This window comes from Arthrobacter sp. UCD-GKA (assembly GCF_001863355.1).
Classification (GTDB): Bacteria; Actinomycetota; Actinomycetes; order Actinomycetales; family Micrococcaceae; genus Paeniglutamicibacter.
Genome location: NZ_MOLR01000006.1, coordinates 269111 through 291964, shown reverse-complemented (window position 1 = coordinate 291964; position 22854 = coordinate 269111). Strand labels below are relative to the sequence as shown.

Sequence of the window (22854 nt, the reverse complement as noted above, 5' to 3'; positions counted from 1 at the left end):
GTTTCTAATAAACTGGTGAATGCACGGGCGCAACCCGCAACCGCCTTTCATGCCCCTGGGGCAAGGGAGGTGTCGGGCCCGCCTGTGCAACGGGAAGGGTGGCGAGCGAATGGGAATCTTTACCCAGTCGATCGAGGTTGACTGCACACCGGCGGGGGTGCCGATCCGCATGCGCTGGCAGGGCCGCGAATACCGGCTCGCGGCCGAGCCGGTGCGCTGGTTCGAGCGACGGAACTGGTGGACCGAGGAGCTGCGTGCCGAACGCGGCCGCGGCCCGGGGCTCGTGGACTACGAGGTCTGGCAATTGCAGGTCAAGCTCGCCGGCGTGGGCCCATTGCGCACCTTCGAGGTTTCCCGCCAGGCCGATACCGGCCGCTGGCGGATCATCCGCATGCCCGAGGCCTACCGGGAAAGCGCCTAGCGCGTCGGGCCGGCCGGCCCGAAACCGGGTTGGTGCCATCATTGGGCACGGCGGGCTCTGGCCGTCGGCCGCGCCAGGTGAAAGGCTGGGGGCAGGTGCCTGGACGGCGGCCGCGAGGAACACGAACACGGGAGCGCTCTAATGGAAGAAGTATTCGATGCCGCGATCATCGGCATGGGACCCGGCGGCGAAGTCGCCGCCGACCGGCTGCTCACCGCCGGCAAGAAGGTCGTGGTCTTCGAATCCGAGCTCATTGGCGGGGAATGCGCCTACTGGGCCTGCGTCCCCTCCAAGACCGTCCTGCGCGGGCCAGAGGTGAACATCGAGGCGGCAGGTGCGGCCGGAGCCGCCGAAAGCGCCCTGGACTGGGAAAAGGCCCGGGAATACCGCGACTACATGGCCCGGCACCTCGACGACAGCGCCCAGGAGCAGGGGTACGCCAAGCGCGGGGCGACCGTGGTGCGCGGCAAGGCGACAATCACCGGACCGGGACACCTCAGCGCCAACGGGAACCAATACCTGGCTCACCACATCGTCATCGCCACGGGAACCGTCCCCGTGGTCCCCGAGTTCCCGGGGAGCGGGGAAATCACCGCCTGGACCAACCGCGAGCTCTACACCCTGGCGACGCTGCCGAAATCCGTGGCCATCGTGGGCGGATCCGCGGTGGCGCTGGAGGCCGCCTTCTTCCTGGCCGGATTCGGGGTCCAGGTCACCGTGCTCAACCGCAGCGCCCGGCTGCTGCGGCGCGAGGAGCCCGAGGTCTCCGCGCTCGCCGAGGAGCACCTGCGCCGGCTCGGGGTCAAGGTGCTGGCCAACAGCACCGTGACCAGCGGGCGGCGCGGGGAGGACGGGACCAGCATCCTTCAGCTGCAGGCGGGCGGGGAGGTCGCGGTCGATGCGGTCTTCTTCGCCACAGGAAGGGTCCCGCGTGCCGACGGCCTGGATGTGGCACGCGCCGGGGCGACCCTTGACGGGAAGGGCGGGGTACGGGTTGACGAGCACTGCTGGGCCGCCGAGGGGCTCTGGGCCATCGGGGACGTCACCGGGATCATGCCCTTCACCCATGTGGCCAAGTACCAGGGCCGCATCGTGGCCGACTGCATCCTGGGCAGGGAGCGAAGTGCAAGCTACGACGGGATCCCGCGCGTGGTCTTCGCCAGCCCGGAGATCGCCGCCGTGGGCCTGACCCGGGAGACGGCCGAGGGGCGTGGAATCGACGCGGCGTACATCCAGGTCAACCTGCCCGAGACCCTCGCCCGGCCCTGGACCTACGAGCAGGATCCGCGAGGGGACCTGGGCCTGCTGGTGGACCGGCACCGGAGGGTCGTCATCGGGGCCTGGGCCATCGCCCCGCAAGCCAGCGAATGGATCCACCTGGCATCCCTGGCCATCAGGGCGGAGACCCCGCTGGAGGTCCTGCGCGACATGGCCCCGCAATTCCCCAGCTACACCGAGGCCTACCTCGTTGCCCTGGACCGGCTGCGAAGCGACGAAGGAATCTAGGCCGCGCCAGTGGGCCTTCTCACCGCCCCCTTCCCGCCGCAGGTCAGCGCAGGGAGGGGGCCCCGGTGTCCGGGAGTCCTCCGCGCGGTCCTGCCACGGGACTTGATTAGAACGCATGTTCTAATAGAATGAATTCGTCCCCCTCCTCGCCCGGCCACACGAACCCCGGCACCGAGGACCACCAAGGCACGTGCCCGCAGGCGCAACCCGCCGGGGGACCGGGGCGCGCCGCGGGACAGGGGAGGGGCAGGCACCATGGGCTTCACCCACCTGCACGTCGCCTCCGCCTTCAGCGCACACTACGGGGTCTCCTGGCCCAAGGACCTGGTCGCCGCCGCGCTCGCCGACGGCGCGGACGCCCTGGCCATCACCGACCGCGACGGACTCTACGGAAGCGTCAAGCACCTCAAGGCCTGCATCGGACACGGCATCGACCCCATCCTCGGGGTGGACCTGGCCATCCTCGAACCCGCACCCCGCCCCGCTCCCCACGGCAAGCCACCACCGATGCGCACCGCCGGACGCATCGTCGCCCTGGCCAAGGGGCATAGCAACGGCGCCGGATACGCCGCCCTCTGCCACCTGGTCACCGCGGCACACCAACCCAACACACCCGCCGGGGTCGCCAAGCCAGCCGTGGGGATCACCCGCGAGGAACTGGGCACCCACGCACTGGGCCCCGACGGGGAAGCGCTGCTCACCATCCTGCTGGGACCGGGCTCAGACATCGGCCTGGCCACCGGACACCGCCACTACACCCAGGCCCGCACCCTGTTGCGCACCTGGCGCTCCCTGCTGGGGGCAAGCGCCCTGCGGGTGGAGATCACCACGCACCTGAATAGCCCGGGGGAGAAGCTCAGCACCGCACACGCCATCCGCATGCTGCGCTGCGCCACCGACACGGGCATCGCCCCCGTCCTGACCAACGCCGTGCGCTACGCCGACCCCGACGGAGCGGCAACCGCCGATGTCCTGGACTCCGCACGAGCCCTGTCCTCCCTGGAAACCCTCAACGACATCCAGCCCAACGGGCAGGGCTGGCTCAAACCTGCCGAACACATGCACCACCTCGCCACCGAAATCGCCCGCTCCGCCTCCGACACCTCCCTGGCCGCCACACTGCTGCGCAACACCGCAGCGCTCGCCGACTGGGCGCGCCTTGACCCGGTCCCCGACACCGGATGGTCGATCCCCGTGGTCCCCGAGGCCCACATCATCGGCATCACCGGAAACCCCGAAAACGAACTCGCCTCCCGCGCCGAGGCAGGCATCACCCGCCTGATCCCCGACCAGGCCAACGACCCCGCGATGCGCCACCGCCTGGAGGCCGAGCTGTCCACCATCGCCGACCTCGGCTTCGCCCCCTACTTCCTCACCGTCGCCGAAGTCAGCTCCATGATCACCCGCCTGGGAATACGCTCCGCCGCCCGGGGGTCAGGAGCCTCCTCACTGGTCAACTACCTCATTGGCATCAGCCAGGTAAACCCCCTGGCCCACGACCTGCTCTTCGAACGCTTCCTCTCCCGCGACCGCGCCACCCTGCCCGACATCGACATCGACGTCGAATCCGCCAGGCGCCACGAGATCTACCACAAGATCTTCGAACGCTTCGGAGCCGACCGTGTCAGCCTCATGAGCATGCAAAACGGCTACCGCGCCCGGGGGGCGGTGCGCGACGCCGGAGCCGCACTGGGCATGGAGGAAGAAGACATCGATACGATCGCCAAGCAACTCTGGCGCTTCTCCGCCTCCTCCTTCCGCGAAGCCCTGGAGGAAAAACCCGAACTCGCACCCTTCGCCGACCGCCTCGGCACCGAAAAACAACTCGACCTGCTCGTGGACCTCACCGAACGCCTCGACCGGCTGCCCCGCCACATCTCCATGCACCCCTGCGGCGTCATCCTCTCCGACGCACAGCTGCGCGACCGCACCCCCGTCGAACCCAGCGGCATCTCCCTGCCCATGAGCCAATTCGACAAACACGACATGGACCCCATGGGCATGCTCAAGCTCGACGTCCTGGGGGTGCGCATGCAATCGGCCATCACCTACGCACTGGAGGAAATCCAGCGCCTGCACCCCGACGCACAAGCCGTCGCCAAGGCAGGCGGACACCGGGGACGCAAGCCCGGGGAAATCCCCGGCTACATCCAGCCCAACGGAGCCATCGACCTCGCCCTGGTCCCGCTGGACGACGAACCCACCTTCGAACTCATCCGCTCCACCCACACCCTGGGCTGCTTCCAGATCGAATCACCCGGACAACGCGAACTCATCGGCAAGCTCGCCCCGCGCGAATTCAACGACCTCATCATCGACATCTCCCTCTTCCGCCCCGGACCCATGAAATCCAACATGGTCAAGCCCTACCTGGAAAACCGCCACGGCTTCGCACCCGAAAAATACCCCCACCCCGACCTTGCGCCGGCGCTCGCCGAGACCCACGGGGTCACCGTCTTCCACGAACAGGTGCTGCGGATCTTCGACAAGATGACCGGCTGCGGGCTGGCCCAGGCCGATGTCTACCGCCGGCTGCTGGGAAACCCGCACGCCGAACCGGCTGTCGAGGCGCTCTTCCGTTCCCGGGCGCTGGGCCGCGGCTACTCGCTGGAGGTCATCGACGAGGTCTGGCACACGCTGGCGGCCTTCGGGTCCTTCGGGTTCTGCAAGGCCCACGGGGCCGCCTTCGCCGTGCCCACCTACCACTCCGCCTGGCTCAAGGCCCACCATCCGGAGGCCTTCCTGGCCGGGATCTGGGAACACGACCCAGGCATGTACCCCAAGCGGCTGCTGGTCGCCGAGGCCAGGCGCATGGGCATCGCGATCCTGCCGCTGGACATCAACCGCTCCGCGCCCGGCTACAAGGTGGAAAGGCTCGAGGGGCTGCTGCCCCCCGCACAGCTGCCGGTGGTCCCGCGCGCCGCGGGGGCCGCGCCCCCGGGCAGGTACGGGATCAGGCTCTCGCTGCGCGGGATCCGCTCGGTCTCCGAGCGCGAGGTCGCCCGGGTGGCGGCCGGGCAGCCCTACGACTCGATCGCCGATGTGCGCGCCCGCTCCGGGCTGACCCGCACCTCGCTGAACCACTTCGCGGCCCTGGGCGCCTTCGACTCGCTGCAGGCGCGCACCGGGCGCGGGAACCGGGCCGATCTCATCGAGCACCTGCGGGCACCGGCCGGCAGGGCGCTGCCACAGCGCCACCGGCCGATCCCCGGGCAGCTGTCGTTGCCGCTGGGGGACCTGGACCTTGCCAACATGGCCATCGGGGCGGCGCCAACGCCGCTGGACGAGGTGGCGCGCACCGAACTGGACCTGATGAGCCTGGATGTCACCGCCCACCTGATGGAATCCCACGCCCCGCTGCTGCGGTCCCTGGGCGTGTCTCGCTCCGCGGACCTGCTGGGCATGCGCAACGGCACCGAGGTCCTGGTGGCCGGGGTGCGCGTGGCCACCCAGACCCCGCCGATGCGCGGCGGGCGCCGGGTCGTGTTCATCTCGGTTGACGACGGGACCGGCTGCGTCGATGCCACGTTCTTCCACGAGGCCCAGCAGCGTTGCGGCCCGCTGCTCTTCTCCACCCGGCTGCTGCTGATCCACGGGCTCACCCGGCGCACCGGACCGCGCGGGATCAGCCTGCAGGCGCTGGACGCCTGGGACCTGTCGGACAAATCCGCGCTGCCGGCCCCCGGCCACCTGTCCGACCCCGCACGCGCCCGCAACGAGAGCTTCGGGTCCTCCGCCGCCCGGCCGGCGCGGGAGGCGGAAAAATCCCTGGCCGCGCGCATGGCCGCCGAGGATCTGGACACCCGCGGCTACCTGGGTGCCTGAACGCACCGAAGGACAACCCCTGGATTGATGCGAAAGGCATCAATAAACACTTTTCACACGCATACACATGGCGCCCGGGATCTGCGCCGACTCACTTCCCCTGCGATTCGGCCGGGGACGCGAGCGCTGGTTGACCGGGGCGGACGGAAAACGGCAAACCCGAGGCGGGCAAGGAAGCGGCGGGAGCGCTTTCCCTCATGATCATGCCCGGACCCATCACCCCACGGCCCGGGTCAAAGGCCACCCGCGAAACCGGCCGGCCTCTTCGGGTGAAGGCAAAGACCAGGTTCAATTGGCGATTCCGGCCAGCACCGATCCCGGGGATGGGCGCGGCGGCCGTCGCACTCGCACTCCCCATCCTCGACGTCGGCTTCGTGCAGGCCTATGGTGGAAACAGGGTTCCGGCCAAGGTCCGGACCCGTGTTGGAGGTTGAACAATGGCTGCCCCACAGATGACCGATACGCTGCAGCGCCCGTTGCGGGACCTGCGGATATCCGTCACGGACCGCTGCAACTTCCGCTGCGTCTACTGCATGCCCAAGGAAATCTTCGGCCGCGATTTCGTGTTCATGCCGCATGACCAGCTGCTCACCTTCGAGGAGATCACCACGCTGGCCCGGATCGCCATGGACCACGGCGTGCGCAAGATCCGGCTGACCGGTGGCGAGCCGCTGCTGCGCCGCGGCATCGAGGACCTTATCGCCATGCTCGCCGCACTGCGCACGCCCGGCGGCGAACCGCCCGACCTCGCCATGACCACCAACGGCTCCGTCCTGGCGCAGAAGGCGGAGGCACTCAAGGCCGCCGGCCTGGACCGGGTCACGGTGTCGCTGGATTCCCTGGACGAGGCCGTCTTCCAGTCCATGAACGACGTCGAGTACCCCGTGGCGAAAGTCCTGCACGCAATCGACGCGGCCCAAGCCGCGGGTCTGGGCCCGGTGAAGGTCAACATGGTGGTCAAGCGGGGCCTGAACGATGGCAGCATCGTTGACATGGCCCGGCACTTCCGGGGCACCGGATTCATCCTGCGCTTCATTGAATACATGGACGTGGGAACCTCCAACGGCTGGAAGATGGACCAGGTGGTGCCGAGCGCGGAGGTGGTTGAACGGATCGGCAGCGTGTTTCCGCTGGAGCCGCTGGAGGCAAACTACCCGGGCGAGACCGCCCAGCGCTGGCGGTATGCGGACGGCGCCGGCGAGATCGGCGCGATCTCCAGTGTTACCCGTGCCTTCTGCGGCGGATGCACCCGGGCGCGGCTCTCCGCCGACGGCAAGCTGTTTACCTGCCTGTTCGCCACCCGGGGCACCGACCTGCGGGCACTGCTCCGCGCCGGTGCCACGGACGAAGACCTGGCCAATGCACTCGCGGCCCTGTGGGGCGCCCGGACGGACAGGTACTCGGAACTGCGCAGTGCCAGAACACCCGGCGTGACCAAGCCGGGCAGGAAAAAAATCGAGATGAACTACATCGGCGGCTGAAGACCGGCGTGCTGCAGCCGGGCTGGCAAGCGGTGCGCGGATGCGCGGTTTCCCGAGGGGATTGCCGGGCCGTTGCGACGGGCAACCGCCAGTGTAAGGCACGTCACGTGATGGCCATGTTGTCTTTGCCAAGTAGCGATGCTAGAACGGTCCTACCTGCTAATGAACGCCCAACGTCGTGCGTGTGGGGGGGCGACGCACACGACACCGGGCGTGGAACCGGATTGACCGGACACACCCTTCATTCCGGAGAATCGATTCTTCAAGCAAAAGGTTGTGTGTGCCATGAGCAACAAGCCCCCGGTCCAGGATGACTCGGACGCCAAGATGAAGGTCGGCCGGCCCGCCCGGGCGGCCGCAGGGCTTCACGGCCTCACCGAATCCCTTCCCCAGGCGCTTTCGGCCATGGGCCCCGTGCGATCCGCAAAAACCCTGCTGGCAATGAACCAGAAGGACGGCTTTGACTGCATGAGCTGTGCCTGGCCGGATCCGCCGCACCGCAAGACGGCGGAGTTCTGCGAAAACGGCGCCAAGGCGGTGACGTGGGAAGCGGGGCTGCTGACGGTGCCGCGGGAATTCTGGGAAGCCAATTCGGTGTCCTCCATGCGGGAGCGCAGCGAGTACTGGCTGGGCCAGCAGGGACGGCTGGTTGATCCGGTCTACAAGCCGGCAGGCTCGGACCATTACCAGCCCATCAGCTGGGACAACGCATTCCGGCTGGTGGCCGGTGAGCTGAACGCCCTCGATTCCCCGAATGAGGCAGCGTTCTATACCAGCGGCCGCACCAGCAACGAGACGGCCTTCCAATACCAGTTGTTTGCCCGCGCCTTCGGCACCAACAACCTGCCGGACTGCTCCAACATGTGCCACGAGTCCACGGGACTCGCCATGGGGGAGACCATCGGGGTGGGCAAGTCCGCGATCTCCTATGAAGACTTTGCCAAGTCCGACCTGATCATCATCATGGGGCAGAACCCTGGCACCTGCCATCCGCGGATGCTGACGGCGCTGGAGGAAGCCAAGCTCGCCGGTGCCCAGATCGTGGCCGTCAACCCGCTGCCCGAAGCCGGCCTGATCAACTTCAGGAACCCGCAGAAGCCCCGCGGGCTGGTCGGCAAGGGCACCGATCTGGCCGACCAGTTCCTGCAGATCCGGCTGGCCGGAGACATGGCCCTGGTGCAGGCCCTGGCCAAGCGGGTCCTTGCCGCCGAAGACGCGGCACCCGGCGCCGTCCTGGATCACGCGTTCCTGGAGGAAAGCTGCCAGGGCCTGGAGGAATACCGGGCCCACATCGCCAACCTCGACGATGCGGAAGTCTTGGCCGCCACCGGACTGCGGACGGCGGAAATCGACGAACTCGCCGACCGCTACCTGAAGGCGGACAAGGTCATTGTCACCTGGGCCATGGGCCTGACCCAGCACAAGAAGGCCGTGCCCACCATCAAGGAAATCGTCAACCTGCTGCTGCTGCGCGGAAACATCGGAAAGCCCGGGGCCGGCCCCTCGCCCATCCGCGGACACAGCAATGTCCAGGGCGACCGGACCATGGGCATCTGGGAGCAGATGCCGCCGGTCTTCCTGGACGCACTGGGCAAGGAGTTCAATTTCGACCCGCCGCGGGAGAACGGTTTCGACGCGGTCCAGAGCATCCGCGCCATGCGCGACGGCAAGCTCAAGGTGCTCTTCGCCATGGGCGGGAACCTGGTCAGCGCAATCTCCGACACCGCCGTGGCCGAGGAGGCCATGCAAAAGATGAAGCTCACGGTCCAGGTGTCAACCAAGCTGAACCGATCCCACGCCTTCACGGGGGAGAAGGCCCTGATCCTGCCCACCATGGGCCGGACCGAAATCGACCGGCAGGCATCCGGCGAACAATTCGTCACCGTCGAGGACACGGTGTGTGCCGTGCATGCCTCGCACGGAAAGGTGGAGCCGGTCGGGACGAACCTGCTCTCCGAGATGGCCATCGTCAGCCGGCTTGCCCGGGCCGTCCTGGGCCGCGACCACCCCATCGACTGGGCCGGGTTCGAGGCCGACTACGACACCATACGCGAGCACATCGGGCACGTCTGCAAGGGCTGCGAGGACTACAACGCCAAGGTCCGCCGTCCCGGCGGCTTCGTCCTGCCGCACCCGCCGCGCGACAGCCGCACGTTCCCCACACCTTCGGGCAAGGCCATCTTCACGGTCAGCGAGCTGGAAACCGTGGAGGTCCCCAAGGGGCGGCTGCTGCTGCAGTCCGTCCGCGCCCACGACCAGTTCAACACGACCATGTACACCCTCAACGACAGGTACCGGGGCGTGAAGAAGGGCCGTCACGTCCTGTTCGTGAACCCGGCCGACCTGGCCGAACTCGGCATCGCCGACGGCAGCTACGTGGACATCCACAGCGAGTCGCCCGACGGCATCGACCGGGTGCTGCGCCAGCAACGCATCATCGGCTACCCCACCGCGCGCGGCTGCGTGGCCGCGTACTTCCCCGAGGCCAATGTGCTTGTCTCCCTGGACGCCACGGCGGAAGGCTCCAATACCCCGGTGTCCAAGTCCGTTGTCGTGCGCCTGGAAAAGGCCTCCGTGCCCGCCTACGCCATGGGTTCCTGAGCAAACCCGCCCGGGGAGCGGGAGGGCATTCCTATGGCCCGGCCTGGATGGTCAACGGCTTTTCAGTTTGCCAAGGAGTATGGCAATGGACTTGATCGTCGAGTCATCGGCGTTTGCGCCGCTGCCGCTGGGTTTTTGCGGCCTGGGGACCGGCTACTTGATCTACGGTCCCGAGGAATTGTTTCACTGGCCCAAGCGTGACGAATCCGTGGACAGGTCGACAGGCGTGTGGGGCATCTGGCTCCCGGGCTTCTGCCAGCTGGTCACCGGCATCATCCTCTTCGTCGGCCTGACATGGTTCCAGGTGTTCAAGGACGCGCCGCTGTACATGGCAGCCCTCGCCTTCTCCGCATACGGGATCCACTGGTTCGCACTGGGCTACAACCGCTGGCAGGGTGTGGACCCGCGCACCAACGCCGGAGACTGGCCCGTCGGGCTGCTGTTCGTGGGCCTGACCTTGATCTACATCAGCGACTTCTTCCACAGCATTGGGCAGGCATGGGGCGAGCGGTCGCTCGGGCTGTGGCACCTGGTCACGGGCCTCTGGCTGATGTACCTGACCTTTGCCACGAGCCTGAACTTCTCCCTGGGCATGACACTGCCCCTGTAGGGTGTTGCTGCGGGCAAGCCAACTACGGGAAAACGGGGTTTCGGTGGCGGTCATGGCGCTGGTGCACGGGTTGTGGTCCGACGGTTCGGCCTGGTTGCGGGTCATCGCCGAGCTGCGCGCCCTTGGCCATGACCCCGTGGCCGCCCAGCTCGGCCTCGAATCGTTTGACGACGACGTGGCCAGCGTGCGCCGGACCCTGGCCACCGTGGGTGCACCGGTCCTGCTGGCAGGGTGGTCGTACGGCGGGGCAGTGATTGGCGAGGCGGCACGCGGGGCCCGAAACGTGGGGGCGCTGGCCTATGTCGCGGCGTCTGCACCGGCCGAGGGCGAATCCGTGAGCCGCTTGTCCAGGCTGCATCCGGGCAGCATGATCCCGCAGCACGTGGTCGTCGCCGGAAACCACACCTACATCGACCGGGCGCACTTCGGCGAGGTGATGGCGGGGGAGCTGTCCTCCGAGGATGCCGCGCTGGGTGCGGCCGTGCAGAAGCTGACGCGCATCGGGCTGGACAAGGCAACGGTGGGGCGGCCGGCATGGCTGGATCTGCCGGCGCATTACCTGGTTGCCACCGCCGACCGTGCCGTGCCTCCGACGCTGCAGCGGGAAATGGCCGAACGGATGGGCGCTGCGGTGACGGAGATCGATTCCGGCCACGCACCCTTGCTCTCCCGCCCTCGCGAGGTGGCCGTCTTTCTGGACGGCGCCTGCAAGGCCTCCCTCTAAGGCCGTCGCCGGTGCGGCGGCCGGCAAGGAGCGCCGGGTCCACGCACGGGCCGGTCGTGCGCCGCCCCTTGCGCAAGCCAAAGCCGGCACATCCGTCCGTGCCGCCCCCGTCCTCGGCAATGAGGTGTTCGCGCCGCCGGACCCGCGAGCGGCACCTTGATCCGGCCGTCCGGCCCTACCTCGAAAACGCCGGGCCCCCGCGGCAAAAACCGAGGCGGAGGACGAAGGGAAAATCGGGACCTTCGACCTATTGCCGAGCGCTATACACGCGAGTAGCGTCCTATACATGAGTACAGCCCGAGAGGATCTGACCGGACGGGCCCGGCTGCGCGACGCCGCCATCGAGTGCTTCGCGGCGCACGGGTTCGATGAATCCCTGCGCGCCATTGCCGCCCGCGCCGAGGTCAGCGCCGGCCTGGTCCGCCACCACTTCGGATCCAAGGAAGCGCTGCGCGCCGAATGCGACGTCACGGTGCTTGCACGCTACCGCGCGCTGAAGAACGAAAGCCTCAAGGCCTCGCCCCGGCAACTCTTTGCACAGTTCCCGTCATCGCGCGAGGGCGGGATCCTGCTGGTCTACATCCTGCGCTCGGTCCGCGAGGGCGGGGAGGCGGGAAGGGACTTTATCGAGCACATGGTCGTCGAGGCCCTGGAATTCTCGCGCGACGCCGTGGAGCGGGGAATCATCATTCCCAGCCGCGACGAGGAGGCGCGCGTGCGCTTCCTGGTCCAGCAGTCGATCGGCGCCATGGTGGTCAGCTTCGCCATGCGTCCCGGGACGCCGCTGGAGGACTTTGGTGCGGTGATGGAACGCTACTACGCCGAGGCAGTGCTGCCAACCCTCGAGCTGTACACCGAGGGGCTGTTCACCAGCCGGGAATACCTCGATGAATACCTGGCCTTCCTGGCCGGCACCAAGAACCCGCCCGCGGGCCTCGCGGGAGAAACCGTGACACGGTAAGGAGAAAACCATGTCCACCAACACCCAGGCCATCTCGGTGGCCGGCCTGCACAAGCATTTCGGGCGCACCGCGGCCCTGGCGGGACTGGATCTGCAGGTCGAGGCCGGAGAGGTCGCCGGATTCCTCGGGCCCAACGGGTCGGGCAAGTCGACCACCATCCGCATCCTGCTCGGGTTGCTGCGTGCCGATTCGGGCAGCGTGAAGCTGCTGGGCGGGGACCCGTGGGACGACGCCGTGGCCCTGCACCGGCGCATCGCCTACGTGCCCGGAGAGGTCGCCCTGTGGCCCAATCTCACCGGCGGCCAGGCCATCGGCATCTTGGCGTCCCTGCGCGGCGGCGTGGATGCCACCAAGCGCGACGCGCTGCTCGAACGCTTCGACCTGGACCCCACCAAGAAGGCGCGCAGCTACTCCAAGGGCAACCGGCAGAAGGTCGCCCTGGTCGCGGCCCTGGCCTCGGACGCCGAGCTGCTGCTGCTGGACGAGCCGACATCGGGCCTAGACCCGCTGATGGAACAGGTCTTCACCGCCTGCATCCGCGAGGTCAAGGCCGAGGGGCGTTCGGTGCTGCTTTCCAGCCACATCTTCGCCGAGGTCGAGAAGCTCTGCGATACCGTCACCATCATCCGCGAGGGCCAGACGGTCGAGGCCGGGCGCCTCGAATCCCTGCGCCACCTGCACCGCACCACCGTCTCGGTGCTGCTGGCCGGAAACACCTCCGCACTTGCCGCGGTCCCGGGCATCGGTGACCTGGTCATGGACGGTCCCAAGGCCACCTTCACCGTCGGCGAGGAAGACCTGGGCGGCGTGCTCGAGGCGCTTTCCAGGTACTCGCCCCGTTCCCTGGTCTCGACCCCGCCGTCGCTCGAGGACCTGTTCCTGCGCCACTACGGGGGGCTGCCGCTACAGCCGGCAGCCGCCAGGCCCGGACGCCACGCCCACGCACCTGCGGCAGGTGCGCGATGAGCAGCGCAACGGCCCCGGGCCGCGCCACGCGCCGAACCTCCGCCTCCACCGGTTCCCTGGCCGGGGTGGGCACGGCCGCGGGATTCATCCTGCGCCGCAACTGGCTGCGGCTGCTCATCTGGGCGGGGGTGCTGGCGGTGATGATCCCGATCGTCTACGGCTCCCAGCAGGAGGCCTTCCCGACCCAGGAGTCCCGCGACGCCTATGCCCAGGTGGCCAACACCCCGGCGGTGGCGGCCATGACAGGCCTGCCCTACGCGGCAGGTTCGCTCGGCGGCATCCTGGTCATCAAGATCTGGATGACCCTGGCCGTGGCCCTGGGCTTCGCCTCGATCTTCCTGGTCACCCGCAACGGACGGGCCGACGAAGAGACCGGGCGCACCGAGCTGCTGCGTTCGGCCGCGCTGGGGCGGCACGCCTACCCCGTGGCCAACTACCTGGTGGCCGGATCGCTGTCCGTCGTCACCGGCTTGCTGATCTCCCTGCTGTGCCTGGGCCTGAAGCTGCCGACCGGCGGATCGTGGACCATGGGCGCCTCCATCGCCGGAACCGGGTTGGCTTTCGTGGCGGTCTCGGCGATCTGCGGCCAGCTGGCGACCACCAGCCGCGGGGCAAACTCGCTGGCCGTGGCACTGTTGGCGCTCTTCTACTTCATCCGCGCGGGCGCCGACCTGCAGGCCAACGGCACCGACCCGAGCGCACTGAGCTGGTACTCGCCCATTGGCTGGGCGCAGAACATGCGCTCCTTCGGCCAGGACAACTGGTGGCCGCTGACGGCCCTGCTGGGGCTGGCGGTGCTCGGATGCGCGCTGGCGCTGCGCCTGGAAACCCGGCGCGACCTCGGCTCCGGCATCCTGCCCGAGCGCGCCGGCCCGGCCACCGCCTCGGCGCTTCTGGCCAACCCGCTGGGCCTGGTGCTGCGGCTGCAACGCGGCTCGCTTCTCGGCTGGTTCCTGGGCGCGGTGGTTGCGGGGCTCTTCTTCGGGTCGGTGGCCCGGGCCATGACCTCGGTGCTGGACCCGGACAACCCGTTCGCCAAGTCCTTCGTGGGCCCCGGACACGACATGCTTGACGGGGTGATGGGCATCTTCGTGCTTTTCAACGGGCTGCTGGCCGGGGCGTTCGCCGTCCAGGCGCTGGCCGGGGCACGCAGCGAGGAGGAAAGCGGGCGGCTGGAGAGCCAGCTGGCCGGATCGCTCTCGCGCTTCGGCTGGCTGTGGGCGCACGTCCTGGTGGCGGGGGCCGGCTCCGCGGCGATGCGGCTGGTCGGCGGCTACCTCACCGGGGCATCGTCCCAGGGCGCGGCGACCGGCGGATCCATGGCCGCCGCCTCGTTCGCCTACTGGCCGGCGGTGCTGCTGATGCTCGGGGTGCTGCTCTTCTGTCACGGATTCATCCCGCGTCCCAGCACCGGCATCGCGTGGGCGGTCTACGGGCTCTCGGTCATGGCCGCGATGTTCGGCGGATTGCTTTCGCTCTCCGAGGACGTTATCAAGGCCACCCCGTTCGGGGCGGTCCCGAGGCTCCCGGCCGAGGACTTCGCCCTGCTGCCCCTGGTGGTCCTTGGCGTCATCGCCCTGGTGCTGGCCACGATCGGGTTCTGGCGCTTCCGGGCCAGGGACCTGATGCCCGAATAGCGGAACGGGGCGCGTGCCCCGTTCCCCTGTGCGGGTGCTGCGCCCCGGCAGGGGTAGGGCCCTTGCAACCCCTTTACACGGGTTTTGTTGCGGCAGTAGCGTGGGCGCCATGGACTGGAAACTGGAACTGGTATTTGTCCCCGTGTCCGATGTGGACCGCGCCAAGGATTTCTACGTGAACAAGGTCGGGTTCAACGCCGACTACGACGAGCGACCCACCGAGGCGATCCGCTTCGTCCAGCTGACCCCGCCGGGATCCGCCTGCTCCATCACCATCGGCGAGGGCCTGAACGACGCGGCCCCCGGAACGGCGCCGAGCCTGCAGATGGTGGTCAGCGACATCCGCAAGGCCCACGACCAGCTCAAGGCCAACGGCGTGGACGTAAGCGACGTCGACATCCAGCCGTGGGGGCACTTCGTGTACTTCGCCGATCCGGACGGCAACAAGTGGGCGGTGCAGTACCTGCCGCAGCGCCCGAACGGGTAGACGCCCAACCGGCAACAAATTGCCGATCAGCCGCCCTGTAGCGGGTGGGCCCGCTCAGAAACCCGTTTTCGGCAAGTTCTTGCCGAAAACGGGTTTTCCGTGGATCATGGGATGATGAAGCATCAAGAGCGGCATTATCTTGCCGGTGCAGGAAGTGGCATTGACACCGTATCGGCACTGGCGCTGGAGATCCGCCGGGCCCGCAAGGACGCCGGGTTGACCCAAGGGGAACTGGCCGACTTGGCCGAGGTCTCCGAACGGACCGTGCGCGCGCTGGAAACCGCCACCGGCAATCCGTCCCTGCGCGCCGTGGCCTCCGTCCTCAACGTGCTGGGGCTCAAGATTGGCGTCGGTCGATGACCCCGGACCTCCACCGGCTCAGGTTCATCGAGGGTGCCGACGTCTACAAGAACGGTGTCCACGCGGGGGAGCTAACCCGGACGGCTGCCGGGGGCATCCGCTTCGGCTACCTAGACAGCTACCTGGCCGGCGGCAAGGCGCCGGTGGCCTTTTCCCTTCCGCTGGAAAACGCCGCAGTCGAAACGCCCAATGGTGCCCTTCCCGCGTTCTTTGCGGGGCTGCTTCCCGAGGGACACCGGCTGACGGTGTTGAAGAATGCGACCAAGACCAGCTTCGACGACGAACTGACCTTGCTGCTCGCCGTGGGTGCCGATGTCCCGGGCGACGTACAGGTGGTTCCCGCGGGGGACGTTCCCGCCGAACCGGAGGCGCTGGCGGACACCTCGACACCGGAAGACCTGGACTTCGCCGTCCTGGCGAACTCGGTGGACCTGCACGCACTTCCCGGGGTCCAGGACAAGGCGAGCGCCTCGATGCTCACCACGCCATTGGCGACGCGGGGCCGGCGCTATCTGCTCAAGCTCGATCCCGCACAGAACCCCCATCTGGTGGCCAACGAGGCCGCGCACCTGGCCGGGGCAAGAAACCTGAACCTCCCGGTGGTTGGCAACCGGATCATCCATGACAAGCACGGACTGGCCGGCCTGCTGGTCGAGAGGTTCGACCGCCGGAAGGGAACCGACGGCCACTGGCACCGGATGGCCCTCGAGGACGGAACACAGGTCATGGGCCTGCCCCCGGCCGCGAAGTACGGTGTGGCGGCCGAGGACCTTGCATTGGCCCTGGCCCGCTTGTGCATTGCCCCTGTGGTGGCCCGCCGAAACCTGTACCTGCAATTTGCCTTTGGCTGGCTGACCGGCAACGGCGACCTTCATGCCAAGAACCTCTCCGTGCTGGGAAGGCAGGCCGGCGGTTTCGAGATCTCGCCCATGTATGACCTGCCCTGCACACTGTTGTACGGCGATGAAACCATGGCACTTCCGATTGCGGGAAAACTGAAGAACCTCAAGGCCAGGCATTGGGCGGAATTTGCCGACGCCCTCGGCCTGCCGCCCAGGGCCGCGGCGTCGGCAAACCGGCTCGCACTCAAGGCGGCGGCCTCGGTGGACCTGGCTGCCTTGCCTTTCGAGGGTTCCCCGTTGCGCGGGACGGAGCGGGAACTGCGCTTCCGCCGGCACGAGCTGCAGGCATAGCACCGCCCCGGCGTCCACGGGGCATCATCTGCACCATGGACGCCGAGACGATCCGTGTTTGTGGTTTTCCCCTCAGCGCATTGCTCGAATCCTGGCCGCGGGCCCCAGGTCCCATTGGTCGTTGGACATCCGCAGGACGGCCAGGCTGACGAAGGCACTGGCAATCGTGGTCAGTCCCCAACCGAGCGTCACATCCAGCAACCTGCTGGGAATGACGACAGCGGCAATGAAGTGGATGGGTTGGGAGACGATTAGCGCGCCGGCGATCCACCAATTGATGATCCCGGCCCTGCCCAGGGCAACGCCGGTCAAGACCATTCCGGCAATGTGCCCGATGAGCCAAATGATGCCGCAGGTCGCGGCAAACGCGCTGTTCTGCACGGCGTCGCCGATGCGCACGATCGTGGCCTGGTCGAATCCGTTGGCACCCAGCCGGGACACCAAGTAGTCCATGTTTGCGGTTGCCGAGCCCATGGTCCAGGCCAGGAAGCCGAAGGCTGCACCCAGGGTGGCCAGCAGCGGCGCCCCGCGCCTGGCAACATGGGCGATGGCCAACACGCCCAGCAGCAGCGCCGGCGAGACGATGATGCCGCCCCAAAGCAGGGCGTCCATGGTTTGCTGGTGCTCCAGGACCCCGGAGACCATGGCGGCGGCGTCGTCTGTGGTCCAATACGGCATGACGCCCCGGCCCACCGCGATGCTCAGGGGCCCAAGGGTGATCACCAGGGCCGCCAGGATCCTCCACACCCCACGCATATCGCGCCCCGCGCCCCGATCCGCGATGCCGGGCCGCACCTCACTGGTCTTGGTCATGTTCTTCCCCTTTCAAACGCAGGTCCACGCTCGTGGACCATGGATCCAGCATGGGCCTGAACCGTGGTTCGCGGATCGTGGGGAACACCGGAAGAATCCCCGTGCCAGCACGGACGAACGGGGCAACGCCACAGGTTTAGGCTTGCTCCATGGCATGGGCGCGTGCGGTATCGATAGCCGTCCTTCCACTGGCAGCTGGGCTGCTGGCGGTGGACGCCACTGCCGTGCTGCTGGGCCTCGACGGCGCAGCGGCGCGTTGGCTCGTGCTGAGCATCGCATTCGCCCTTCCACCACTCGTCTTGGGACAAGCCATCACCGGCAGGTTCCCGGCCCAGGCCGTGGGCGCCTTGCTGTGCTGCGCGGGACTTGCCACGCTGGCGGTCGGCACCAATGACACCTGGATGGCCGCAGCCCAACTGCATCCGGGGCTTCCGCTCAGCGGCTTGCTGGTGTCCCTGGCGCAGGGCAGTTGGATGCTGCTGTACCTGCCATGGGCGCTGATGCTGTTGCTCTTCCCCGCGGGCCGGTTCGGGAGCCGGGCCACACGGAACCTGGCCCGCGGGCTCTGCGCCGTCACCGCGGCCTTCACGGTGCTGGCGGGCCTGGGACCCGGGCCCTACGCCAGCGGTTTCCAGCAGCAACACCGCGCGATGGCGCCGGTGCAGGGCGCCGACATCGCGGCCGCCGCCCTGCTTCCGGTGTTCCTGGTGCTGCTGCTCGCCAGCGCCTACGGACTGCTCGAGCGCTTTCGCGCGGCCGACCCGGCAACGAGGACGCAGATCCGCTGGTTGGCCGTTGCCGGGGCCATTGTGCCGGCGGCCTTGTTGCTGTGCTGGGCGGGCTACCTGATGGGTGGGCGGCAGTGGCCGGTACTGCTGGGCCTGGCTGCCATGAACCTGTTGATCCCCGCCGCCATCGCCGTGGGGATCCTGCGTTCGGATCTCCTTGATGCCGGCCGGGTCCTGGTCGCCCTGCTGGGCCTGACGGTGATGTGCGGCCTGGTCATGGCGCTGACGCTGTTGCTCTTGCGCTGGCCGGGTGTGGGGAGCCCGGCCGCCGCGGTCCTGTCCCTGGTCGGGGTGGCCGCCGGAACCTTGTTCTTGGCCGGGCTGCGGCCGCGCATCCTGCGCGCGATCGGCCGAATCTTCCATGCGGAACACGAAAGGCTCATGGATGCCCTGTCGATGTTCCAGCGGCAGGTCCTGGCGGATGCGGCACGGCCCACGGACCTGGAAGCGGTGCTGCGCACCGCCACCGGGGACCTTTCCTTGCGCCTTGGCTACGCAACGTCCGGCGGTTCGACATACCTGGACGCCTCCGGGCACCGGATCGAGGCCGGCGGGGGCGTCCCGGTGGACCTGGCCGGGCGCAGGATCGGAGTGGTGCTTCCCTCTCCGGGACACCGGGCCGTGTTTAACACCCATGTCACCCGGGCGCTGGCGCTGCCGCTGGAAATGGGCAGGCAACAACTCGAGTTGGCAACCGCACTGGCGGAGACGGATGCCAGCCGCATCCGGATCCTGCTGGCCGCCCACCACGAACGCAAGCGCCTCGAGCGCGACCTGCACGACGGCGCCCAGCAACGGTTGGTGGCCCTGGGCATGGCGCTTCGCCTGATCCAGCGGCAGCTGCCGCCACGTGAGCAGGCCCTGCGCGGGATGCTCGACGAATCGGTGGCCGAGCTCGGCACGGCCGTGGCCGAATTGCGGCAGATCGCCCATGGCATCAGGCCCAGCGCCCTGGACGAGGGCCTGGAAGTTGCGCTGCGGCAACTCAGCGGCCGCTCCCCGACGCCGGTGCAGCTGCGGATCGGGGATTCCCTGGGCATGGTCCCGGAGCTCGTGGGAGCCACCGCCTACTTCGTCGCCGCCGAAGCGGTGCACAACGCCGTCAAGCATGCCGGGGCCCGGCGCATCACCGTCAGGCTGGGACGGGAAGGCGAATCGGTCCGCCTGAGCGTGAGCGACGACGGCCGCGGCGGGGCCACGCGCACCCCGGGCGGGGGACTGGCGGGCCTGGCCGACAGGGTCGGAGCGTTGGGCGGATCAATGAACGTGCGCAGCCCGGACGGCCGCGGCACCGTCATCGAGGCGGTGCTGCCATGCGCATAGTCATCGCCGAGGACTCCGCGCTCTTTCGCCAGGGGCTCTCGAACCTTTTGGAAGACGCGGGACACGAGGTGGTTGCCGCGGTCGGGAGTGCCGCGGCCGCATTGGCGCGGACGCGGGCACTGGAACCTGACGTGCTGGTCTGCGACGTGCGCATGCCCCCGGACCTCACCGACGACGGGGCGCGTGCGGCGGTGCTGCTGCGCGGCGAGTACCCCAGGATGGGCATCGTGCTGCTGTCCCAGCACATGGAAACCACGCACACCGCACGGCTGGTCCCCGGCGGGTACTTCGCCTACCTGCTCAAGGACCGGGTGCTGGATGTGAACGAATTCCTCGAGACCCTGCGCCGGGTGCGCCAGGGCGCCACGGCACTGGACCCGGAAATGGTTGTTGAACTCATCGGAGCCGCACGCACCAACCGCCGCGTCGAGGCACTGACCGCGCGCGAGCGCGAAGTATTGGCGCTGATGGCCGAGGGGCGCACCAACCTGGGCATTGCCCAGCGGCTCTGGCTGACCGAACGCACCGTGGAGACCCACGTGGGAAACATCCTCGCCAAGCTCGAGCTGCCGGTGGCCCCGCAGGACCACCGCCGGGTCATGGCGGTGGTCACCTACCTGCAGGCGCAGGGAAGCAACTAGGGCTTGACCGGGTAACGGGAAGTGATCGCGACCCGGTTGAACATGTTGATCGCCGCGCTCAGCCAGGCGACGGCCGAGATCTGCTCGTCGGACAGCACCGCCCGGGCCATCGTGTACACCCCATGTGGGACGTGGTCCACCGAGATCATCGTGATGGATTCGCACAAAGCCAGGGCCGCGCGTTCCACAGCGGTGAAGTACTCGGAATCGGCCCACGCCGAGACCACTGCCAGCCGGTCGGTGCTTTCCCCGAGTGCAAGGGCATCGCGGGTATGCATGCGCAGGCAATAGGTGCAGCCATTGATTTGCGAAGCCCGCACCTTGAGCAGCTCGCGAAGCTTGGGATCAATTCCTGCGGCGTCGGCGGAATCGCTGGCGGCCTTGTTCATGGCCAACAACGCCGCATACGCAGCAGGATCGGACTTGCTGAGATTCACCCTGGGTTCCATGACTAGATGCTAGCCCGGCTTGCCGACAAGTAGCTAGGGGGTTGACAACGGGCCCCAGAACCCCTGGCGGGCCGTGTTTGGACAGATGGGCACCTGCATTCGGTGTCAACAGGTCTTCGCGGTGTTCGCCGATGCACTTGACGCTTGACCGCGTTTCCCGCGCCCCACGAATTTGAAGGGCTCCCGCATCAACGAGCTTCTGGATCCCCGAGTTGGCGGCGGTTCCGCTGAGATGAGGGCGCCGTGCGGTCGTTTGAACCGTGACCAAGGGTTGGCCAGGGTTATGTAGCCACGCGTCCCGGTCGCTGCGGAAGGCCCCCATATTCTGGTGTGCCCGTTGCGTGCGGAGCCACAGTGCACCCAGTTTTTCGGCCCGGCCTGCGGCATCCGTCCGTGTTCAGGCACGAAGCTCGAGAGCTCACGGGCCCGATCGGCCCACGCCTCGTCCGTGGTCTGCAGCCACCCGGGAAGAAGTTGGTCCAGGGCTTTGGCCCGGAAGGGGCCCATCGCCCCGGAGGCATGGGAAGTGCGCTGTTGGACCAGTAATAACCCGAGCTCTCGCTCACCGGATCGTCGGGTGTTGCGGAGGGCCGGCGGCCGGCGGAAATGAAGTGGTTGGAGGTTTTCTCCACTGCCGCCGTCTCGTGATTGCGGGTCGCGGCCGACGAACATGCGCAGACGGGGGGATGGCACCCTGGATCCTTCGGGGCCGACACCTGGAGGAAACCTTCCCCGGTCGAGCCGGTCCGCGCTGACCAGCACAGCCAACGTAAACTCATTGGGGAAACCGATGGACGCTGTTGAGTTGGCGATGGTAGCTTTAGGCTCGTCATCGTATCTCTGGGGGAGTAGAAATGCACAGTCGTGCGTGGGGAAAGAATTCAGCCATTGCTTTTGCGGCAACGCTCGTTGCCCAACCGGTTGTGGCGCAGACCGTTCCTGAAGGCCAGTGGCGGTGAACAAAACCACCGATTGCAACGAAAACGTTTTGAATGCCAACGACGACTCATCGACGGCGCCAGTCCCGCTTCCATTCGGCGTCAACTTCTACGGGTCGTCATTCCAGAGCCTTTGGGTGAACAACAACGGCAACGTCACCTTCGGTGGGCCCCTCTCCACCTACACCCCAATTGGACTGGCGGGTACCAGCTCCCAGATCATCGCCCCGTTCTTCGCGGACGCAGACACCCGCAGCGCCGGATCCCAGCCCGTTGCCTACGTCTGGGGCGAAACCACGTACGAAGGCCTCGGAGGGGACTTCGGGCTCGACGTCATCAAGGAAGGGTCGCCCACCTCGGCCCGTGTCAGCTGCCCGTCCGACGCTCAAATTGTTGCCGTGGAGGAGGTCGCGACAGCCGGGGCCAGCTCGCTCAGCTATGACGTGGATACCCAGACCTACAACTACGTGTGGAAGACCGAGCCGAGCTGGGCCGGGACCTGCCGGGTGTTCCAGAAGGTGCTGGGCGACGGCAATTCGCATCGGGCAACATTCAGGTTTGTCCGATGACAGGAAACGGAGCCGTGGGGACGCGCCGGGGCCGCGCTTCCCTCAGCCGCCGGGGGTGGCTGGGCGTCATTCCATGGGCCCTCTTGATCGTGGCATCCATCGTCCTGATGGCCAGAGGCCTGTGGATATCGACGTTCATCGGATACATCGCGGTGCCAGGTCTCGAGGAGGACGCCCGCGTCGGCGGCCTCTACCTGCTGGGCGGCTCGGCGGCCTCCCTGGTCGCAGCGTTCTGGTCGTTCCAGCGCGGGCATCCGCACTGGGTCACCGCGTGTGTGGCGGCGCCTGCCGTCCTGATTGGTGGAGTCGCTTTGGTGCAGCCGCATAGCCTACTCCGCCACATTGTGGCAGCAGTCGCCCTGCCGGGCGCGGTGGCGGGACTGATCGGCGGCCTCCTGGACCGGGGTTACCGCAGAACCTGATAGCAAAAGGAAAGGATGGAGCCCGCGAATTCGGGGGCTCCATCCTTTTCGTGCCCGCATGCAAACCCGCGCGGAGTGGGGATCCCGGCCTCGCTCATTCACACACGAACACGAGTTGCGGCACTGGGGGAGTTCGTC

At 67.9% G+C, this 22854-nt stretch carries 19 protein-coding genes; 17 read left to right on the top strand and 2 right to left on the bottom strand.

Annotation, left to right across the window (positions count from 1 at the left end; translation table 11 throughout):
* The first annotated feature begins 109 nt into the window (after nucleotides 1-109).
* The 13 genes from BLJ79_RS12900 (at nucleotide 110) to BLJ79_RS12835 (ending at nucleotide 16773) form a co-directional block, all read left to right on the top strand.
* Nucleotides 110-421 carry a hypothetical protein gene (locus BLJ79_RS12900; RefSeq protein WP_071215143.1) on the top strand — a complete coding sequence of 104 codons (312 nt, stop codon included), beginning with the start codon at nucleotides 110-112 and terminating at the stop codon, nucleotides 419-421.
* A 141-nt stretch (nucleotides 422-562) separates the two neighbouring features.
* Nucleotides 563-1927, top strand: coding sequence for a dihydrolipoyl dehydrogenase family protein (locus BLJ79_RS12895; RefSeq protein WP_071215142.1), 1365 nt, complete (start codon nucleotides 563-565; stop codon nucleotides 1925-1927).
* A 255-nt stretch (nucleotides 1928-2182) separates the two neighbouring features.
* Nucleotides 2183-5752: a DNA polymerase III subunit alpha gene (locus tag BLJ79_RS12890; protein WP_071215141.1), complete on the top strand. Its 3570-nt coding sequence runs from the start codon at nucleotides 2183-2185 to the stop codon at nucleotides 5750-5752.
* A gap of 437 nt (nucleotides 5753-6189) precedes the next feature.
* Nucleotides 6190-7233: a GTP 3',8-cyclase MoaA gene (gene moaA, locus BLJ79_RS12880; RefSeq protein WP_071215139.1), complete on the top strand. Its 1044-nt coding sequence runs from the start codon at nucleotides 6190-6192 to the stop codon at nucleotides 7231-7233.
* 285 nt (nucleotides 7234-7518) lie between these two features.
* Nucleotides 7519-9834 (top strand): FdhF/YdeP family oxidoreductase, encoded by a 2316-nt coding sequence (locus BLJ79_RS12875; RefSeq protein WP_071215138.1) that lies wholly within the window; start codon nucleotides 7519-7521, stop codon nucleotides 9832-9834.
* An 85-nt stretch (nucleotides 9835-9919) separates the two neighbouring features.
* Complete coding sequence (locus BLJ79_RS12870; RefSeq protein WP_139194855.1) at nucleotides 9920-10444, top strand: hypothetical protein; 525 nt, start codon at nucleotides 9920-9922, stop codon at nucleotides 10442-10444.
* A gap of 52 nt (nucleotides 10445-10496) precedes the next feature.
* Nucleotides 10497-11168 (top strand): alpha/beta fold hydrolase, encoded by a 672-nt coding sequence (locus tag BLJ79_RS12865; RefSeq protein ID WP_071215202.1) that lies wholly within the window; start codon nucleotides 10497-10499, stop codon nucleotides 11166-11168.
* A gap of 286 nt (nucleotides 11169-11454) precedes the next feature.
* Nucleotides 11455-12129: a TetR/AcrR family transcriptional regulator gene (locus BLJ79_RS12860; RefSeq protein ID WP_071215136.1), complete on the top strand. Its 675-nt coding sequence runs from the start codon at nucleotides 11455-11457 to the stop codon at nucleotides 12127-12129.
* 10 nt (nucleotides 12130-12139) lie between these two features.
* On the top strand, nucleotides 12140-13096 hold the full coding sequence (locus tag BLJ79_RS12855) for an ABC transporter ATP-binding protein (RefSeq protein WP_071215135.1): 957 nt from the start codon (nucleotides 12140-12142) through the stop codon (nucleotides 13094-13096).
* Complete coding sequence (locus BLJ79_RS12850) at nucleotides 13093-14733, top strand: ABC transporter permease (protein ID WP_071215134.1); 1641 nt, start codon at nucleotides 13093-13095, stop codon at nucleotides 14731-14733. Before BLJ79_RS12855 ends, BLJ79_RS12850 begins: the two co-directional genes overlap by 4 nt.
* A 109-nt stretch (nucleotides 14734-14842) precedes the next feature.
* On the top strand, nucleotides 14843-15220 hold the full coding sequence (locus BLJ79_RS12845) for a glyoxalase superfamily protein (protein WP_071215201.1): 378 nt from the start codon (nucleotides 14843-14845) through the stop codon (nucleotides 15218-15220).
* A gap of 111 nt (nucleotides 15221-15331) precedes the next feature.
* On the top strand, nucleotides 15332-15580 hold the full coding sequence (locus BLJ79_RS12840) for a helix-turn-helix transcriptional regulator (protein ID WP_286135385.1): 249 nt from the start codon (nucleotides 15332-15334) through the stop codon (nucleotides 15578-15580).
* Nucleotides 15577-16773 (top strand): type II toxin-antitoxin system HipA family toxin, encoded by a 1197-nt coding sequence (locus BLJ79_RS12835; protein WP_071215133.1) that lies wholly within the window; start codon nucleotides 15577-15579, stop codon nucleotides 16771-16773. Before BLJ79_RS12840 ends, BLJ79_RS12835 begins: the two co-directional genes overlap by 4 nt.
* Nucleotides 16774-16845: 72 nt before the next feature.
* On the opposite strand, the gene BLJ79_RS12830 is transcribed toward BLJ79_RS12835, so the two are convergent.
* Nucleotides 16846-17586, bottom strand: coding sequence for a hypothetical protein (locus BLJ79_RS12830; protein ID WP_071215132.1), 741 nt, complete (start codon nucleotides 17584-17586; stop codon nucleotides 16846-16848).
* Nucleotides 17587-17735: 149 nt separating this feature from the next.
* On the opposite strand from BLJ79_RS12830, the gene BLJ79_RS12825 reads away from it, so the two are divergent.
* Both BLJ79_RS12825 and BLJ79_RS12820 read left to right on the top strand, forming a co-directional pair.
* Complete coding sequence (locus tag BLJ79_RS12825) at nucleotides 17736-19697, top strand: sensor histidine kinase (protein WP_071215131.1); 1962 nt, start codon at nucleotides 17736-17738, stop codon at nucleotides 19695-19697.
* Nucleotides 19688-20338, top strand: coding sequence for a response regulator (locus BLJ79_RS12820; RefSeq protein ID WP_071215130.1), 651 nt, complete (start codon nucleotides 19688-19690; stop codon nucleotides 20336-20338). The genes BLJ79_RS12825 and BLJ79_RS12820 overlap by 10 nt, the downstream gene beginning before the upstream one ends.
* Here the strand turns inward: BLJ79_RS12820 and BLJ79_RS12815 are convergent.
* Nucleotides 20335-20775, bottom strand: coding sequence for a carboxymuconolactone decarboxylase family protein (locus tag BLJ79_RS12815; RefSeq protein WP_286135383.1), 441 nt, complete (start codon nucleotides 20773-20775; stop codon nucleotides 20335-20337). The two genes, BLJ79_RS12820 and BLJ79_RS12815, sit on opposite strands and share 4 nt — an antisense overlap.
* Nucleotides 20776-21742: 967 nt before the next feature.
* Between BLJ79_RS12815 and BLJ79_RS12810 the strand changes: the two genes are divergently transcribed.
* Both BLJ79_RS12810 and BLJ79_RS12805 read left to right on the top strand, forming a co-directional pair.
* Nucleotides 21743-22294, top strand: coding sequence for a PxKF domain-containing protein (locus tag BLJ79_RS12810; protein WP_139194853.1), 552 nt, complete (start codon nucleotides 21743-21745; stop codon nucleotides 22292-22294).
* Nucleotides 22291-22716, top strand: a complete 426-nt coding sequence (locus BLJ79_RS12805) for a hypothetical protein (RefSeq protein WP_139194852.1) — start codon at nucleotides 22291-22293, stop codon at nucleotides 22714-22716. The genes BLJ79_RS12810 and BLJ79_RS12805 overlap by 4 nt, the downstream gene beginning before the upstream one ends.
* Nucleotides 22717-22854: the final 138 nt, after the last annotated feature.